Annotated in this window: 11 protein-coding genes; 8 read left to right on the top strand and 3 right to left on the bottom strand. The window is 65.3% G+C overall.

Features of this window, described 5'->3' with window-relative positions:
- Nucleotides 1-80 precede the first annotated feature (80 nt).
- Nucleotides 81-2,774 (top strand): 2-oxoglutarate dehydrogenase E1 component, encoded by a 2,694-nt coding sequence (locus BMY53_RS18610; RefSeq protein ID WP_092947997.1) that lies wholly within the window; start codon nt 81-83, stop codon nt 2,772-2,774.
- 23 nt (nt 2,775-2,797) lie between these two features.
- On the opposite strand, the gene BMY53_RS18615 is transcribed toward BMY53_RS18610, so the two are convergent.
- Together BMY53_RS18615 and BMY53_RS18625 are read right to left on the bottom strand one after the other, a co-directional pair.
- Entirely contained in the window at nt 2,798-4,372 is a 1,575-nt protein-coding gene (locus tag BMY53_RS18615; protein WP_092947998.1) for an ABC transporter substrate-binding protein, read from the bottom strand.
- A 1,211-nt stretch (nt 4,373-5,583) separates the two neighbouring features.
- The gene (locus BMY53_RS18625; protein WP_092947999.1) at nt 5,584-6,426 is read right to left on the bottom strand and encodes a 2OG-Fe(II) oxygenase family protein; all 843 of its coding nucleotides are present in this window, start codon (nt 6,424-6,426) and stop codon (nt 5,584-5,586) included.
- 510 nt (nt 6,427-6,936) lie between these two features.
- Here BMY53_RS18625 and BMY53_RS18630 point away from each other — a divergent pair.
- The 5 genes from BMY53_RS18630 to BMY53_RS18650 all read left to right on the top strand — a co-directional run bounded on the left by BMY53_RS18630 (nt 6,937) and on the right by BMY53_RS18650 (nt 14,613).
- Nucleotides 6,937-9,789 (top strand): 2-oxoglutarate dehydrogenase E1 component, encoded by a 2,853-nt coding sequence (locus BMY53_RS18630; protein ID WP_092948000.1) that lies wholly within the window; start codon nt 6,937-6,939, stop codon nt 9,787-9,789.
- Nucleotides 9,790-9,921: 132 nt separating this feature from the next.
- Nucleotides 9,922-11,190 (top strand): 2-oxoglutarate dehydrogenase complex dihydrolipoyllysine-residue succinyltransferase, encoded by a 1,269-nt coding sequence (gene odhB, locus BMY53_RS18635; RefSeq protein WP_092948001.1) that lies wholly within the window; start codon nt 9,922-9,924, stop codon nt 11,188-11,190.
- An 18-nt stretch (nt 11,191-11,208) separates the two neighbouring features.
- Entirely contained in the window at nt 11,209-12,636 is a 1,428-nt protein-coding gene (gene lpdA, locus BMY53_RS18640) for a dihydrolipoyl dehydrogenase (RefSeq protein ID WP_092948002.1), read from the top strand.
- Between the two features lie 102 nt (nt 12,637-12,738).
- Entirely contained in the window at nt 12,739-13,839 is a 1,101-nt protein-coding gene (gene zapE, locus BMY53_RS18645) for a cell division protein ZapE (RefSeq protein ID WP_092948003.1), read from the top strand.
- A gap of 15 nt (nt 13,840-13,854) precedes the next feature.
- Nucleotides 13,855-14,613 carry a hypothetical protein gene (locus tag BMY53_RS18650; RefSeq protein ID WP_143074141.1) on the top strand — a complete coding sequence of 253 codons (759 nt, stop codon included), beginning with the start codon at nt 13,855-13,857 and terminating at the stop codon, nt 14,611-14,613.
- Between the two features lie 38 nt (nt 14,614-14,651).
- Here BMY53_RS18650 and BMY53_RS18655 read toward each other — a convergent pair whose 3' ends face one another.
- Nucleotides 14,652-15,422, bottom strand: a complete 771-nt coding sequence (locus BMY53_RS18655; RefSeq protein WP_092948005.1) for a PP2C family protein-serine/threonine phosphatase — start codon at nt 15,420-15,422, stop codon at nt 14,652-14,654.
- 54 nt (nt 15,423-15,476) lie between these two features.
- Here BMY53_RS18655 and BMY53_RS18660 point away from each other — a divergent pair, with 54 nt between their 5' ends.
- Together BMY53_RS18660 and BMY53_RS18665 are read left to right on the top strand one after the other, a co-directional pair.
- Entirely contained in the window at nt 15,477-15,680 is a 204-nt protein-coding gene (locus BMY53_RS18660; protein WP_092948006.1) for a YdcH family protein, read from the top strand.
- Nucleotides 15,677-17,701, top strand: coding sequence for a DNA repair helicase YoaA (locus BMY53_RS18665; protein WP_404947890.1), 2,025 nt, complete (start codon nt 15,677-15,679; stop codon nt 17,699-17,701). The genes BMY53_RS18660 and BMY53_RS18665 overlap by 4 nt, the downstream gene beginning before the upstream one ends.
- Nucleotides 17,702-17,786: the final 85 nt, after the last annotated feature.

A 17,786-nucleotide genomic window follows, 5' to 3' on the forward strand; every position in this document is an offset into this window, starting at 1 on the left:
GACGGTACAGACGCCGCCGAGAGCGTTGACGGAGAGACCCGGCCGACTGCGTGGCCTCATTTGCCGTCGAGGGAGTCGACATGTCTGTGAACCGCTTTTCCGCCGGGCCCGCCTGGGCCCCCCAACGCCGCTTTGACCGCGAAGCCGACCCGACCGGGCGGGTGGTCGAGGGCAGCGCGCCACGGCTCAAGCCGGGCGTTGCCGAACTCATCGAAACCTTCCGCCTGCACGGCCATCGTTTTGCTCGATTGGACCCGCTGGCCCCCCTGGACCGGCCGGACACGGCGGGTGCTGTCGAGCCACCATCGCTGGAGGATTTCGGTCTGAGTGCCGGTGCCGCGGTGGCCGAGGACAACGCGCTGGTGCTGGGCACCGGCCAGGCGCACGAGCTGCACCAGCGCCTGCGGGCGCTGTATTGCGGCAGTGCGGCGCTGGATGTGTCTGCCGTTCGCGATGCCACACGTCGCCAGTGGCTGCTGCAGCGCATGGAGGCCCCTGTGGCACCGCTCGGCGCCGACGCCGCCAGTGATCTGCTGGAGCGGCTGGCGGGGGTGGAGGGTTGGGAGCGCTTCCTGGGCCGACGCTTCCCACATGGCAAGCGTTTCTCGCTGGAGGGCAACGAGGCCTTGCTGCCCTTGCTCGACGCCATCCTGGCGCGTGCCGCGGGGCAGGGCGTGAACCGCTGCTTCATGGGCATGCCGCACCGCGGCCGCGTGAATGTCCTGGTGAACCTGCTGGGCCATCCGGTCGAGGAAATTCTCGATTATTTCGAGCCCGCACCGGTCCACCCGCAGCGACAACGCGACCTTGTCTACCACCTGGGCGGCCGGTATGACGTGGCCACCGCGTCCGGCCCCGTGGCCGTTACGCTGGCCAGCAATCCCTCGCACCTGCAGAGTGTCTACCCCGTGGTGGTGGGCATGGCGCGCGCGGCGCGTTCAGTCGGCGTCAGCCAGGTGCACCGCTGCTTGCCGGTGGTGATGCACGGCGATGCCGCTTTCGCGGGGCAGGGCGTGGTGATGGAGACCCTGGCCATGGGCCTCAAGCCCGGTTATGGGGTTGGGGGTGTGCTGCACATCATCATCAACAACCAGCTGGGCTTCACCGAACCGAACCGCATGGACCGCGCGCAGTCGCGCTTCTGCACCGATGTGACCCGCATGATCGATGCGCCAGTGCTGCGCGTGAGCGCGGACGATCCGGAAGCGGTGCAGCGCATGGCGGCACTCGCGGTGGACTATCGGGCCCGCTTCGAGGCGGATGTGGTGATCGACCTGATCGGCTACCGCCGCCAGGGCCACTCCGAGCATGACGAGCCGATGTTCACCGCGCCCCAGCTGTACCGGCAACTGCCCGCACGGGTGGGTGTGACCACGGCCTACGCGAACCGGCTGGTCGAGCGCGGTGTGTTGCCGCTGGCGCGCGCGCAAGCAGCCGTTGCGGCGCTGGAGGTCTTTGATCCAGCGGTGCTTCGGACGCCGGGGCGGCCACGGGCGGCCAGTGAGCCCGTAGCGGCGGCAACGTTGGACGGGGCAGAAGTGGCCGCGATCGCCGAGCAGGTGCCACCGCGCCCGGCACCCGGCACCATGCCGGATGCCGATGCGCTGGCCTGGGTGCTCGCCAACCTGGCGGATGTGCCGGCGGGCTTTGAGCCGCACCCGGTGCTGGCCCGGCTGGCGGCACGCTGGCAGCGGCTGGCCAGCGGCGAAGCGGGCCCCCAAGGGGGGCCGGAAACCATTGACTGGGTCACGGCAGAGTCCGTCGCGCACGCGCTGACCCTGTGCGCCGGCGTGCCGCTGCGCATCTCGGGGCTGGACGTGCAGCGCGGCACCTTCCTGCATCGCCATGCGGTGTGGCACAACCAGGCCCAAGGGGGCGTGGCCACGTGGATGCCGCTGGCGCATTTCACGGCCAAGGCGCCGCTGGAGGTGCACAACTCCATCCTCTCTGAAGAGGCGGTATTGGGCTTCGAATACGGCCACAGTGTGGAAGCGTCTGCGGGCATGACAGTCTGGGAAGCGCAATTCGGCGACTTCGTGAATGGCGCACAGGTCTTCCTGGACCAGTACATCAGCTGCGGTGAGGAGAAGTGGGGTTATGCGAGCGGGCTGACGGTGCTGCTGCCGCATGGCTATGAAGGCGTGGGGCCCGAGCATTCCAACGGGTTCCTGACCCGGCTGCTGTCGCTGTGCGGTGCGGACAACCTGCGGATTGCCTATCCGTCCACGGCCGCGCAATACGCGCTGCTGCTGTTGCAGCAGGCGCTGGATCCGGTCAGAAAACCGCTGCTGGTGATGACACCGAAGGCGGTGTTGCTGGCGCAAACGCGCAGCTACACGACGGTGGAGGCGCTGGCCGGCGCGCGCTTTGAGCCCGTGCTTGACGACACGGCCGTGGCCCCGCAGCGGGTTCAACGCGTGTTGCTTTGCAGTGGCAAGGTCTATTACGACCTGCTCTGTGCCCGCGCCGCCTTGCCTGCGGATCAGGCCGGCAGCATCGCGTTGGTGCGGCTGGAGCGCCTGTATCCGTTCCCTGCCCAGGAACTCTCCGGCGTGCTGGCGCGTTATCCGCAGGCCAGCGCGGTGGTGTGGGTGCAGGAGGAGACCCGCAACCAGGGCGCCTGGCCTTTCATCCGGGACGACCTGCAAGCGCTGCAGCCCCCGTCGGTCCGCTTGAGCGAAGTCTCACGCGCGGTGACCGCCGCAGGTGCGACGGCCTCCGGCGTGATTCATCGCCAGCAACAGGCGGAACTGGTGGCGCGCGCCCTGGGCTGAGGTCAGCGGGGCGGGCGCACGGCTTACTTGATGGTCGTGAACCGCCCCTCTGGCCGGTCGTTGGCGCGGTGCGGGGTGTCCACCGCGGTCCGCATCACCCACGGGCGCACCTGGTGGTGCAGCGGGATGAACAGCGCCTGATCGCGCACGAGGATCAACGCGTCGCGAATGAGGGCGTTGCGCTTGCTCACGTCCATCTCGCCCTTGATGGCATCGATCAGCTTGTCCAGCGCGGGGTCACTGACCTTGGAGAAATTGAAGCTACCGTCCGGGCCGCCACTGCGGGTGCGGGCCAGCGCCTGCAAGGTGTAGAGCGCGTCGTTGGTGGAGACGCCCCAGCCCAGCATGTACAAGGGCGACTCGAAGCGCTGGAAGGCCTGGCTGTGCTGCGACATCGGCTGCGCGATGAGCCGCGCGGTGACGCCGATCTTGCTCCACATCGAGACCACCGCCAGGCACACCTCCTCGTCGTTGACGTAGCGGTTGTTGGGGCAGTTCAATGGAATCTCGAAGCCGCTGGGATAACCGGCGTCGGCGAGCAGCTTCTTGGCCTTTGCCAGGTCAGGCGTTTGCGGTTTGTCCAGCTCGGTCGAGTAGCCGTTGACACCAGGGGGCACCATGAGCGCCGCCGGCACGGACATGCCCCGCATGATGCTGCGCTTGATGGCCTCGCGGTCGATGGCGATGCTCAGGGCCTGGCGGACACGAACGTCTTTGAAGGGGTTCTTGCCTTTGACCGAGGAGCCGCGCAGTTCATCACTGCCCAGGTCCGGGGCAAAGAAGATGGTGCGGGTCTCCGGCCCTTCGATGACCTTCAGCTTGGGATCATTCTTGAGCCGCGCCACGTCCTGGGTGGGCACATCGGTGAGCAGGTCGGCCTCGCCGGAGACCAGGGCCGCGACCCGGGTGGGGTCGGACTTGATGGGCAGGTAGGTGATCTCGGTGATGTTGCCCTTTTGCTTGTCCCACCAGTCCTTGTTGACCACCATGGTGACGCGCTGGTCAGGCTGCCAGCCGGTGATCCTGAAGGCACCGGTGCCCACGGCATTGCGGCTCGCGTAGTTCTCGTCCTTGGCCTTGTAGTCGGCCAGCTGGGTGGCCTTGTTCTTCTCCGCCCATGTCTTGCTCATGATGCGGAAGTCGATCAGGTTGCGCAGCAGGATGGGCTGGGGCGAATCGAGGACGAGGTCGATGGTGTGGTCATCGACCTTCTTGATTTCCTTGATGCCGGTCACGTAGATCTGCATCGTGCCCTGGGGCTGGCGGATGCGCTGGAAGCTGAAGATGACGTCGTCGGCAGTGAACGGGGAGCCATCATGGAACTTGACGCCCTTGCGCAGTTCAAAGCGCCACAGGGTGGGGCTGACGGTGGTCCACTTGGTGGCGAGGCAGGGTTCGACCTCCCATTGCTCGTTGTAGCGGGTCAGGCCTTCGTAGCTGTGCTGGAGGATGGCACTGGTGGTGCTGTGGTCCTGGGAGTGGGGGTCCAGGGTGAGGATGTCGTTCTGGGCCGCCCAGCGCAAGGGGACGGCATGGGCAGTGGCGACAAGCGCCAGGGTGAGTGCGGTGGCGCACAGAGCAAGGCGAGAACTAACCATGGGCAGGACTCCTGAGCAGGTTCTTTGGAGAAGCAAGTCGAGGGCCATGCTAGTGGGTGGGGAGGGGGAGGCTGGTTAGCGATTGTCCTTAGAGGGTGGGGGTGGCTGTGTGGGTGTGGACGTAGACGTAGACGTAGACGTAGGCCTGGGCGTGGGCGTGGACGTGGACGTGCGGCGCGTGGTGCCGCCAGGGAGGTCGGCAGCCAGGTCGGCATCGCAGCCGATGCCCGCAGCAATCATCCGGGCCGTCCATCGCCGGATCAGCCTGTTAAGCACCGCCTCGGGATGGATGGCCGCCGCGCCAAGATAGCGCGTGGGGTGCACCAGCATGCCACACTGGTAGCGGCTCGCCTCGGCATCCCACTGCAACGCCCGGCAAGGCCCCTTGGTCCGCAATGTCACCAGCACGCCCACAGGGCAAGGCTCGGCCAGGCAGCACAAGCCGCATCCATTGCAAGGGGCGCCCACCTCAGGCTTCGAGGGGGCTTCAGGCTGGATCCAGACAACGCGGGACATGGTGTGGGGGACTGTAGCTGGCATGACCCTTATCGCGCTGGCCCGTGATCGCGCTGGACCGTTGCACTGCTGGACCGCTGGTCCGCTACACCGATTCACCGCTACACCGATTCACCGATTCACCGATTCACCGATTCACCGATTCACCGCTGCACCGCTGCACCGCTGCACCGCTGGTCCGCTGGTCCGCCACACCGCCACACCGCCACCCGCGCCGGAAAGCGCCGGTCCGGCACCCTTTTCCTCCATGTCCCTTCTGCCTCGGCTTCGCCGAGTCATTCATTCCTTGACTTACGGAAAAGGGCACCGGACCGTCACTTTCCCCCACCGAGTACTGCCCCCAACTCCCTGCACCCAACTCCCAGCTCCCAGCTCCCAGCTCCCAGCTCCCAGCTCCCAGTTGCGCAAGAACTGCTTCGCCGGGGCTACTTCGCCACATCTGATTCGCCAGAGCCACTTCGCCAGAGCCACTTCGCCAGTGCCGCTTCGCCAGTGCTGCCTCGCCAGTGCTGCCTCGCCAGTGCTGCTTCGCCAGAGCTGCTTCGCCAGAGCTGTTTCGCTAGAGCTGTTTCGCTAGAGCTGTTTCGCTAGAGCTGTTTCGCTAGAGCTGCTTCGCTAGAGCTGCTTCGCCCGGCCAGTTTTGCCGCGCTTACTTTGCCCCGCTTACTTTGTCAGGGGAGGGCTGCTCGCTCGGCCTACTTCTTGACGCCCAATTCGCGCAGCCGCTCTTCGAGGTAGGTGTGCGCGGTGTAGCGGTCGGAAAGAACCACTTCTTCGCGGGGGTGCAGGAACAGCGGCAGCGAGACTCGGCTCTTCTTGGCACCGTCACCGGTGGGGTTGACCACCCGGTGTTGCGTGGATGGGTAGTAGCCCTGGGAAGCTTCCTGAAGCATGTCACCGATGTTGATGATCAGCATGCCGAAGTCGCTGGGGACGTCCGCCCATTGGCCGTCCTTGGCCAGCACCTGCAGCCCAGGCTCGTTGGCGGCCGGGAGAATGGTGAGGAGGTTGATGTCACCATGCGCCGCCGCACGCAACGAACCCTCAGGTTCGTGACCCGTGAGCGGCGGGTAACGCAGGACGCGCAGCAAGGTGAGCCGGCTGTCCTGGATCATGTTGGACAGCGGCTCACGGTAGCCACGGGCAATGTCCGCCGGCGTGTGCTTCTCAACCCAGGACAGCAACTCGGCCGCCAGATCGTTGGCAATCTGGTAGTAACGCATCGCGTCCTCCTTGAGCGCCGCAGGAATGCGGCCCCAGGGATAAACGTGAAAGTACTCCTTGATGTCCTTTTGCTGGTGCCCCTTGGCCGTCTCCGAAATCTCGGTGGAGAAGTAACCGTCCTGGGTCTCGCGGGAAAAGGCAAAGTCGTGCTTGCTGGTCCCGTTGAAGAAACCCAGCCAGTCGCCGTAAATCTTCTCGACCAGCGCCTGAGGAAGAGGGTGGTTCACCAACACGCCAAAACCGGTCTCGTGCAGGGAACGTGTGAACTGCTCGGCTGCGTCCGCAGCACGGTAGTCAACGACTCGAACTTGCATTGGGATCTCCTGTGTCCCGGCGGCCCACCATTCAATCGCGGGGCAGAACCGCGGGCGGAAGTCTAAGCCTTGCCTCGCTCGACCGCAAACGTTTGAACCGGCCTGCCGCTTGCTTTGGCGCCACCCCGCCACCATGTACCTGCACGTACCTCGGTGCGATTGGCGGGTCAGCCGGAGAACCGGTTGTCACCCACCGCCACACCACAGCCGTTGTAGCTTTTAGCCGTGATAGCCCGCAAATACCTCCTAAGGGATAGTGGGGGTGAGCAGTTCGGAGGCAACACATGCGTGATGAATGCCATAGACTTTTCACCGAAAAGTGGACGCCTTCAGTAACGCGTTGGAATTGCCGAAGTGCTACAGTGCGGCGCTTGTGACTTGAGGTCCTTCCCGTCCCCTTTTCTGGCAACAGTGAAGGCGGGTCGCAATCCGCCAACCGGTCAAGCCGTGTCGCGGAAGGTTTATAAACCAGCCGATAGCCCTGGAAGCCGGGGCAAGAGGTGAGCGAAGATGATGCAGCAATACAGGTCGAACTCCTACCTGTTCGGGGGCAATGCCCCTTATGTCGAGGAAATGTACGAGCAGTACCTCGACAACCCGGGCGCCGTGCCAGATAACTGGCGAGCCTACTTTGACGCACTGCAGCATGTGCCTGCGGTAGACGGAAGCGACAAGCGCGATGTGGCGCATGCCCCCGTCATCGAATCCTTTGCCCAGCGTGCGAAGGCCAATGCCTTCAATACCAAGGTGTCCAGCAACGAGCTGGCCGTCGCGGGCAAGCAAGTGCATGTGCAGTCCCTGATTGCTGCCTACCGCTTCCTGGGTTCCCGCTGGGCCGACCTGGACCCGCTCAAGCGCACCGAACGCCCCCAGATCCCTGAACTGGAGCCCGCGTCGTATGGCTTGACCGAAGCTGACATGGACATCAGCTTCAGCGCCACGAACACCTACTTCACCAAGGCCGAGAACATGACCCTGCGCGAAATCGTGCAGGCCTTGCGTGAAACCTATTGCGGCAGCATCGGTGCCGAGTTCATGCACATCAGCGATCCGGTCGAGAAGCGCTGGTGGCAGGAACGTCTGGAAGCCACCCGCAGCAAGGTGAACTATCCGGCCGAGAAGAAGAAACACATCCTGGACCGCCTGACAGCGGCCGAGGGCCTGGAGCGCTACCTCCACACGAAGTACGTCGGCCAGAAGCGCTTCTCGCTGGAAGGCGGCGAAAGCTTCATCGTGTCGATGGACGAGCTGGTGCAGAGCGCCGGCGCCAAGGGCGTGCAGGAGATCGTGATCGGCATGGCCCACCGCGGCCGCCTGAACGTGCTGGTGAACACCCTGGGCAAGATGCCCAAGGACTTGTTCGCCGAGTTCGACCACACCGCCCCTGAAGACCTGCCCTCCGGTGACGTGAAGTACCACCAGGGCTTCTCCAGCGATGTGTCCACCACCGGCGGCCCGGTCCACCTGAGCCTGGCCTTCAACCCCTCCCACCTGGAAATCGTGAACCCGGTGGTGGAGGGTTCGGTCAAGGCCCGCATGGACCGCCGTGGCGACAAGACCGGCGAGCAGGTGCTGCCCGTGCTGGTGCACGGCGACGCCGCCTTCGCCGGCCAGGGCGTGGTCATGGAAACCCTGGCGCTGGCCCAGACGCGCGGTTACTACACCGGCGGCACGGTCCACCTGGTCATCAACAACCAGATCGGGTTCACCACCAGCGACCCGCGCGACATCCGCTCCACCGTGTACTGCTCCGACGTCGTCAAGATGGTCGAAGCCCCAGTGCTGCACGTCAATGGCGACGATCCGGAAGCCGTGGTGTTCTCCACCCAGCTCGCCCTGGAATACCGCCAGCAGTTCAAGAAGGACGTGGTGGTGGACATCGTCTGCTTCCGCAAGCTGGGCCACAACGAGCAGGACACCCCCGCGCTCACCCAGCCGCTGATGTACAAGAAGATTGCCCAGCACCCCGGCACCCGCAAGCTGTACGGCGACAAGCTGGCCACGCAAGGCGTGCTGGCCGCTGACGGTCCTGACGGCATGGTCAAGGCCTTCCGCGCCGCCATGGACGAAGGCCGCCACACCGTGGACCCGGTGCTGACCAACTTCAAGAGCAAGTACGCCACCGACTGGACCCCGTTCCTCGGCAAGAAGTGGACCGACAGCTGCGACACCGCGCTGCCAGTGGCCGAATGGAAGCGCATCGCCGAGAAGATCACCACCATCCCGTCGGACTTCGCGCCGCACCCGCTGGTGGCCAAGGTCATCGCCGACCGTGCCGCCATGGGCCGTGGCGACATCAACGTGGACTGGGGCATGGGCGAACACATGGCCTTCGCCTCGCTGGTGGCCTCGGGTTACCCGATCCGCCTGTCCGGTGAAGACTGCGGCCGTGGCACGTTCACGCACCGCCACGCCGTGCTGCACGACCAGAACCGCGAACGCTTCGACACCGGCACCTACATCCCGCTGCAGAACGTCGCGGAAGGCCAGGCACCGTTCGTCGTGATCGACTCGATCCTGTCGGAAGAAGCCGTGCTGGGCTTCGAATACGGCTACGCCGCTGCCGAACCCAACACGCTGACCATCTGGGAAGCCCAGTTCGGTGACTTTGCCAACGGCGCGCAAGTGGTGATCGACCAGTTCATCGCCTCCGGCGAAGTGAAGTGGGGTCGTGCCAATGGCCTGACGCTGATGCTGCCGCACGGCTATGAAGGCCAGGGCCCTGAGCACAGCTCGGCTCGCCTGGAGCGTTTCATGCAGCTGGCTGCGGACAACAACATGCAGATCGTCCAGCCGACGACCGCCTCGCAGATCTTCCATCTGCTGCGCCGTCAGATGCTGCGCATGTTCCGCAAGCCGCTGGTCATCATGACGCCCAAGTCGCTGCTGCGCGCCAAGGACGCCACCTCGCCGGTCAGCGAATTCACCAAGGGTGAATTCCGCACCGTCATCGGTGAGCTGAACGCCGACATCGACGCCAGCAAGGTCAAGCGGGTCATCGCCTGCTCGGGCAAGGTCTACTACGACCTGGTCAAGGCACGTGGCGACAAGAAGGATGTGGCCATCATTCGCGTGGAACAGCTCTATCCGTTCCCGCACAAGGCCTTCTCGACCGAGATCAAGAAGTACCCCAACCTCACCGAAATCGTCTGGTGCCAGGATGAACCGCAGAACCAGGGTTCCTGGTTCTTCGTTCAGCACTACATCCACGAAAACATGGCCGATGGCCAGAAGCTGGGTTATGCGGGCCGCCCCGCGTCGGCCTCGCCGGCGGTGGGTTATTCCCACCTGCACCAGGAGCAGCTCAAGTCGCTGCTGGAGCAGGCGTTCGGGAAGCTGAAGGGTTTCGTGCTGACCAAGTGAGTTATTGCGGACGCTGAGCGCCGCAATAACCCCGGCCGCCGGGCTGTGTGACCCCCGAGACAAGGGTCACGCCCCGGCCGGCCGGACAGGCGCAAAGCTCCGGTTTAGTGGAAAACCGAGAGAACAAACATCATGGCAATCGTTGAAGTCAAAGTCCCCCAGCTGTCCGAGTCGGTCGCTGAAGCGACCCTCCTGCAGTGGAAGAAGAAGCCCGGTGAAGCCGTGGCCGTGGACGAGATCCTGATCGAAGTCGAGACCGACAAGGTCGTGCTGGAAGTGCCGGCGCCGTCCGCTGGCGTGATCACCGAACTGGTGGTGGCCGATGGCGGCACCGTGGGCTCTGACCAGGTCATCGCCCGCATCGACACCGAAGCCAAGGCCGGCACCGCTGCCCCCGCCGCAGCCGCCCCTGCACCGGCAGCTGCTGCCCCGGCCGCTGCTGCTGCCGCTTCCAGCGAATCCGCCTCCAAGGCGGGCGTGGCCATGCCCGCCGCTGCCAAGCTGCTCGCGGACAACAACCTGACCGCTGGCGCCGTGCCCGGTACCGGCAAGGATGGTCGCGTCACCAAGGGTGATGTGCTGGGTGCTCTGGAAGCCGGCGCCAAGCCCGCTGCCGTCGCTGCCCCGGTGGCCGTGCCCGCTGCACCCGCCGCCAAGCCGCTGCCCGCCGTGGCCGCCCCTGGCGCCGCCAACCTGGGCGACCGTCCGGAGCAGCGCGTGCCGATGAGCCGCCTGCGCGCCCGTATCGCCGAGCGCCTGCTGCAATCGCAGTCCACCAACGCCATCCTGACCACCTTCAACGAAGTGAACATGGCCCCGGTCATGGAACTGCGCAAGAAGTTCCAGGACAGCTTCACCAAGGAACACGGCACCAAGCTGGGCTTCATGAGCTTCTTCGTGAAGGCTGCTGTGCACGCCCTGAAGAAGTACCCGGTGCTGAACGCCTCGGTGGATGGCAACGACATCGTCTACCACGGCTACTTCGACATCGGTATCGCCGTGGGCTCGCCGCGCGGCTTGGTGGTGCCCATCCTGCGCAATGCAGACCAGATGAGCTTCGCCGACATCGAGAAGAAGATCGCCGAGTACGGCAAGAAGGCGCAGGAAGGCAAGCTGGGCATCGAAGAGATGACCGGCGGCACCTTCTCCATCTCCAACGGTGGCACCTTCGGTTCCATGCTGTCCACGCCCATCATCAACCCGCCCCAGTCGGCCATCCTGGGCGTGCACGCCACCAAGGACCGTGCCGTGGTGGAAAACGGCCAGATCGTCATCCGTCCGATCAATTACCTGGCCATGTCGTATGACCACCGCATCATCGACGGCCGCGAAGCCGTGCTGGGCCTGGTCGCGATGAAGGATGCGCTGGAAGATCCGGCTCGCCTGCTGTTCGACCTGTAATCCAAGGACGCACGACACATGAGCAAGCAATTTGACGTCGTCGTCATCGGCGGCGGCCCTGGCGGCTACATCGCGGCCATCCGCGCGGCGCAACTGGGCTTCAACACGGCCTGCATCGACGAGTGGAAGAATGACAAGGGCGGCCCTGCACCGGGTGGCACCTGCACCAACGTCGGCTGCATTCCGTCCAAGGCCCTGCTGCAGTCCAGCGAGCACTTCGAGCACGCCGGCCATCACTTCGCGGACCACGGCATCAGCCTGTCGGACCTGAAGATCGACGTGGCCAAGATGGTGGGCCGCAAGGACATCGTCGTGAAGCAGAACAACGACGGCATCCTCTACCTGTTCAAGAAGAACAAGGTGAGCTTCTTCCACGGTCGCGGTGCCTTCACCGCCGCCAAGGACGGCGGCTACGAGATCAAGGTCACTGGCGCCTCGGAAGAGACGCTGCAGACCAAGCACGTGATCATCGCCACCGGCTCCAATGCCCGCCAACTGCCTGGCGCGCCTTTCGACGAGACCAACATCCTGTCGAACGACGGCGCCCTGCGCATTCCTGCCGTGCCGAAGAAGCTGGGCGTGATCGGCTCCGGCGTCATCGGCCTGGAAATGGGTTCGGTGTGGCGCCGCCTGGGTGCCGAAGTGACCATCCTCGAAGCGCTGCCCGCCTTCCTCGGCGCGGCTGACGAGAGCGTGGCCAAGGAAGCCACCAAGGTCTTCAAGAAGCAGGGTCTGAACATCGAACTGGGGGTGAAGATCTCCGGCGTCGAGAACGGCAAGTCCGGCGTGAAGGTGGCCTACACCGATGCCAAGGGCGGCGAACAGACGCTGGCGGTGGACAAGCTGATCGTCTCGATCGGCCGCGTACCCAACACCATCGGCCTGAACCCTGAAGCTGTGGGCCTGAAGCTCGACGAGCGCGGCGCCGTGGTGGTGGACGACGAGTGCAAGACCAACCTGCCCAATGTCTGGGCCATCGGCGACGTCGTGCGCGGCCCGATGCTGGCGCACAAGGCGGAAGAAGAAGGTGTGGCGGTGGCAGAGCGCATCGCCGGCCAGCATGGCCACGTCAACTTCAATACCATCCCCTGGGTCATCTACACCAGCCCGGAAATTGCCTGGGTGGGCAAGACCGAGCAGGCGCTGAAGGCTGAAGGCGTGGCCTACAAGGCGGGCCAGTTCCCCTTCCTGGCCAACGGCCGCGCCCGCGCGCTGGGTGACACGACCGGCTTCGTGAAGTTCCTGGCCGACGCCAAGACCGACGAAATCCTGGGCGTGCACATCATCGGCCCGATGGCCTCGGAGCTGATCTCCGAAGCCGTGGTGGCGATGGAGTTCAAGGCTTCGGCCGAGGACATCGCCCGCATCTGCCACGCGCACCCCTCGCTCAGCGAGGCCACCAAGGAAGCGGCCCTGGCCGTGGACAAGCGCACGCTGAACTTCTGAGGCTCGCCTCGGACTCAGTGACAGGGGCGGCGATGAGTCGCCCCTTTTTCTTTCAGCCGGCCGCGCGCCACCGGCCTTCATTCACCGCAGCCCTGATCGTTCATGACCTCCGTCACCGAGCTCTACAAGCAGACCCTGGCCGAACGCGGCTACACGGCCGACCCGGCGCAATTGCGCGCCGTGGAGGCCCTGCAGCGCTGCCAGGATGAATGGGCCGCCTACAAGGCGCGCCGCTCCAATGCCTTCAGCAAGCTGCTGGTGCGCCCGCCGCTGCCGCGTGGCGTGTACATGTTCGGCGGCGTGGGGCGGGGCAAGAGCTTCCTGATGGATTGCTTTTTCCAGGCTGTACCGCTGACCCGCAAGACGCGGCTGCACTTTCACGAGTTCATGCGCGAGGTGCACCGTGAGCTGCAGGAGCTCAAGGGCATCCAGGATCCGTTGGAAGAACTGGGCAAGCGCATTGCACGGCGCTTCCGGCTGATCTGCTTCGACGAGTTCCACGTCGCGGACGTCACCGACGCGATGATCCTGCACCGGTTGCTGGACGCGATGTTCCGCAACCGCGTCTCCATCGTCACCACCTCCAACTTCCAGCCGGACAACCTCTACCCCAACGGCTTGCATCGCGACCGCATCCTGCCGGCGATCGAGCTGCTCAAGACCCACCTGGAGGTCATCAACGTCGACAACGGCACCGACTACCGCCAGCGCTCGCTGGAGCATGTGAATCTGTATCACACCCCGCTGGATGCGAAGGCCGACGAGGCACTGACGGCCGCCTTCGAATCCCTGGCCGAGGCCCGCGACGAAGATCCCGTGCTGCACATCGAGCACCGTGAACTGCAGTCCCGGCGCCGTGCGGGTGGCGTGGTGTGGTTTGATTTCCGGGTGCTGTGCGGCGGGCCACGCTCGCAGAACGACTATCTGGAACTGGCCACCCAGTTCCATACCTTGATTCTCTCCAACGTGCCGGAAATGCCGCCCAAGCTGGCCAGCGAGGCGCGCCGCTTCACCCTGCTGGTGGACGTGCTGTACGACCGGCGCTGCAAACTCATCATCTCTGCCGCCGTGCCCGCCGAGCAGCTCTATACCGAAGGGCCCTTGGCCCACGAGTTTCCGCGCACCGTGTCAAGACTGCAGGAAATGCAGTCGCAAGAGTATTTGTCACTGGAGCGTCGGGACGTCGATACTTCGCTTACCTGAACTCATGATTGCGCCATGACGCACGTCGCTTCCGTCTTTTCGGTCGCTTTCCCCGCTCTTCCCGCTCCTCCCGCTTTCCCGCCGTTGACCCTCCTCTCCCGGGTGCTGCTGGTGTCGGCGCTTGCGTGGGGCGGGGCTCAGGCGCGGGCGGCGGATGTGGTGGAGGCACAAGCCCAGGCACAGGCTCAGGCTCAGGCCCAGGCCAACCTGCAGACCCGGGCCGAACTGAAGGCCAAGCGGGCCGAGGTGCAGAAAACCTACGACGACAAGGTCAAGGACTGTCGTGCCCGTTTTGTGGTCACCACCTGCCTGGAACAGGCGCAAGCCTGGCGCATCGAGGCGCTGCACCCCATCCAGCGGCAGGAAAAGGAAGTGAATGCCCTGGAGCGCCAGCAGCGGGCTGATGCCCAGCGTGAACGCATCCAGGCCAAGGACAAGGATGCTGCCGAGCAGGCCTCGCGCCACGGCAACGATGCGGTGAAGGCTGCGGCACGTCCGGGCCCCGCGGCCAGTCTGCCGCCGTCACGCACACCGCGCGCCCATCCGGCGCAGCACGAGCGGCAGGTGCAGCGGCAGCAGGCTGAAGCTGAACGCAAGGCCGCCGAGCGCCGGCAGGCGGCGGCGGACCGTGCGGCCGCGCAGGAAGAGCAGCAACGGCAGGCGCGCCAGCAGGCCGAGAAGCGGGCCGGCAAGGCCTCCGACCCGAAGCGCACGGCGCCGGTGCATCTGCCCACGCCATCGGCGTCGGATATCCGCTCGATACCGCCTCGCTGAGGCGGCTCGGGGCAGGCCCGGACCTGACGCTCGAAGCCTTACTCGTCCAGCGGTTCCAGACGCACGACGGCCAGGGACAGGTTGTCCCCGGTGCCCTTGGCCCGTTGACGGGCCTTGCTCACCAGCAGTTCCGCGCCGTCCCGGGGCGGCAGGCTGTGCAGCACCGTGCCCAGTTCAGCGGGCGTGAAGTAATGCCACAGGCCGTCGCTGCAGCACATCAGGCTGTCGCCGGTCTCCACGCGCTCGATGTACTTTTCCACCGGGGTCGGTTCCTGCACCGTGCCCAGGCAGGCCGTCAGCAGGTTGGACTGCGGGTGGACCTGGGCCTCTTCCTCGGTGATCTGGCCTTCATCGACCAGGCGCTGCACGTAGGACTGGTCCAGCGAGCGCGTGACCATGTTGGGGCCGCGGAAGTGATAGATGCGCGAGTCGCCGGTGTGGATCCAGAAGCAGCGCCGGTCGGCCGTGAGCAGGTAGGCCGCCAGCGTGCTGTGCGGCTCTTCCTCCGCCGAGATGGCGGTCAGTCGGATCATCAGGTGGGATTCGGAGACGATCTGGCGCAGCAGGTCGATCTCGTCTTCCTCATCGGGGACGAAGCGCTCGAACAGCTGCTGTGCGGTCAGGATCACCTGGTCGGCGGCCTTGCGGCCACCGCTCTTGCCGCCCATGCCGTCGGCGACGATGCCCAGCACCCAGCCGCTTTGACGCGGATGGGGGAAGACCTGGACCTGATCCTGTTGATAAAGGCGATCGCCCCGATGGATGCCTGTAGCGGCGCTGAGGCGATAGCCCGGTGGTGTGCGACTCATATGTCAAAACTATAATCTGGCCGCTTGGCCTTTCGGTCGAGTGGTTCCCCCCGCATGGATGAACAACTTCACTCTCCAGCAAGACTTCTGATCGAACTGCGCATGGAACATGCGGAGTTGAACGGCCGTATTGACGCTTTGTCCGTCGGCGCGCCGGAGGACGAACTGACCTTGCGCCGGCTCAAGAAACAGCGGCTGACCCTTCGGGACCAGATTGCCCGGCTGGAAATGGCGAACGATCCGGACGAGCCTGCGTGAACACTGAAGCGCCGCGCGTTGACGAATTTCGCGCCGAAGAACTGCGGCCCGGCGAACTGGAACAGGCCGTCATTGCCGCCTTTGACGCAGGCGGGCCGCTGGCCCGCGCCAGCGGGGGCTACGCCCCGCGCGAGCCGCAGCAGCGGATGGCGTTGGCAGTTGCGCAGGCCATTGCCGCACGTGAGACCCTGGTGGTGGAAGCGGGCACGGGCGTCGGTAAAACCTTCGCTTATCTGGTGCCGGCACTGCTCTCGGGTGGGCGCACGCTGATCAGCACCGCCACCAAGAGCCTGCAGGATCAGCTCTTCATGCGCGACCTGCCACGGCTGCTCGACACCTTCTCGCTGCCGTTGCGAGCCGCGTTGCTCAAGGGGCGCGGGAGTTACCTCTGCTTGCACCGATTGCAGCAGGCGCGCCACAGTGCGGAACTGCCGGACCGTCGAGCGGTTGCGCAGCTCGCACGGATTGAGCGCTGGGCGATAGAAACCCACACCGGTGATTTTTCCGAGATTGATGGCCTGGATGAGCGCTCGCCCATCATCCCGGTCGTTAGTTCCACGCGGGACAACTGCCTGGGGACGGACTGCCCGTCCTATCGCGATTGCCACGTGGTGCGTGCACGCCGTGAGGCGATGGAAGCCGACCTGCTGGTCGTGAACCATCACCTCTTCTTTGCTGACATGGTGCTGCGCGACAGCGGCGTGGCCGAATTGCTGCCCGGGGTGGAGGTGGCCATCTTCGACGAAGCCCATCAACTGCCCGATGCAGGCCTGAACTTCCTGGGGCGTGCCCTGAGCAGCGCCCAGTTGTTTGACTTCGCCAAGGACATGGTGGCGCAGGGCGTGGCGCATGCGCGGGGGCTGCAGGAATGGCAGGTGATTGCGGGCGGGGTGGAACAGGCGGCTCGCGCCTTGCGCCTGGCCTGTGCGGGCGACCGTGAGCTGCGTGGCATGCTGAAGCTGCGCTGGAGTGAATGCGCGGGCCGGGCGCCGCTCACCGAGGCGCTGGACCTGGTGGGGCAGGCGCTGGAACTCTCCGTGGACGCGATGGCCTCCGTGATGGAGATGGATCCGGACCTGGCCCGGCTGCATGAGCGCTCGGTGGAGCTGCTCAAGGCGGCGCAACTCTTTGCTCGGGATCCCGACCCATCGGCGGTCCGCTGGGTCGATGTCGGCACCCACCAGGTCCGGTTGGTGGAGTCGCCCCTGGACATTCGCGAGGCCATGCAGGAGCAACTCCAGGGGCCACCCAAGTCCTGGATCTTTGCCTCGGCCACACTGGGCGAGGATGAGTCCCTGCGCTGGTTCACCGAGCCTGCCGGTCTGGGGGATGCGCGCACCTTGCGTGTGGGAAGCCCCTTCGACTATCCCGCACATGCCCGCCTTTATGTTCCGCGCCACTTCCCCAAGCCGTCCGAACCTGACCATGGTGAGTCGGTCGGGCTGCTGGGAGCGCGCCTGGCGGCGCGGCTGGGTGGGCGTACCTTCATCCTGACCACGACGCTGCGCCAGCTGCACACCGTGGCGGACGTTCTGCGTGAGCGCTTTGAGGCCGGCGGGCATCGCATTGAAGTGCTGGTCCAGGGCTCGGCGCCCAAGCGGCAGCTCCTGCAGCAATTCGTGGATCAGCCGGCCTCCGTGCTGGTGGGGTCTGCCAGCTTCTGGGAAGGCATTGATGTGCCGGGAGAGGCCTTGCAATGTGTGGTCATCGACAAGCTGCCGTTTCCGCCCCCCAATGATCCATTGGTGGAGGCGCGTGTGCAGCGACTGGAGGCGCAGGGGCGCAACGCGTTCACCGAGTATTTTGTGGCCGAGGCCGCGATCGCGCTCAAGCAGGGGGCAGGGCGCTTGATCCGCACGGAGTCTGATCGAGGCCTGCTCGTGGTCTGTGATCCGCGTCTGGCGGGCAGCCACTATGGCCGGCGATTACGGGAGGCGCTTCCGCCCATGAAGCAGGTGGCTGACGAGGCTGAAGCGCAGGCCTGGCTGGGGATGCTGGCCCAGGATCATCCGCAGGCTTGAGGCCACCCGCCAGACACTCCCCGGCATCGACGACGCTCAAGCCCTGCATCTCCCGATGCGCGGGTGCCTGGCGGAAAAAAAAAGC

This window comes from Roseateles sp. YR242, assembly GCF_900109745.1.
Lineage (GTDB): Bacteria > Pseudomonadota > Gammaproteobacteria > Burkholderiales > Burkholderiaceae_C > Roseateles.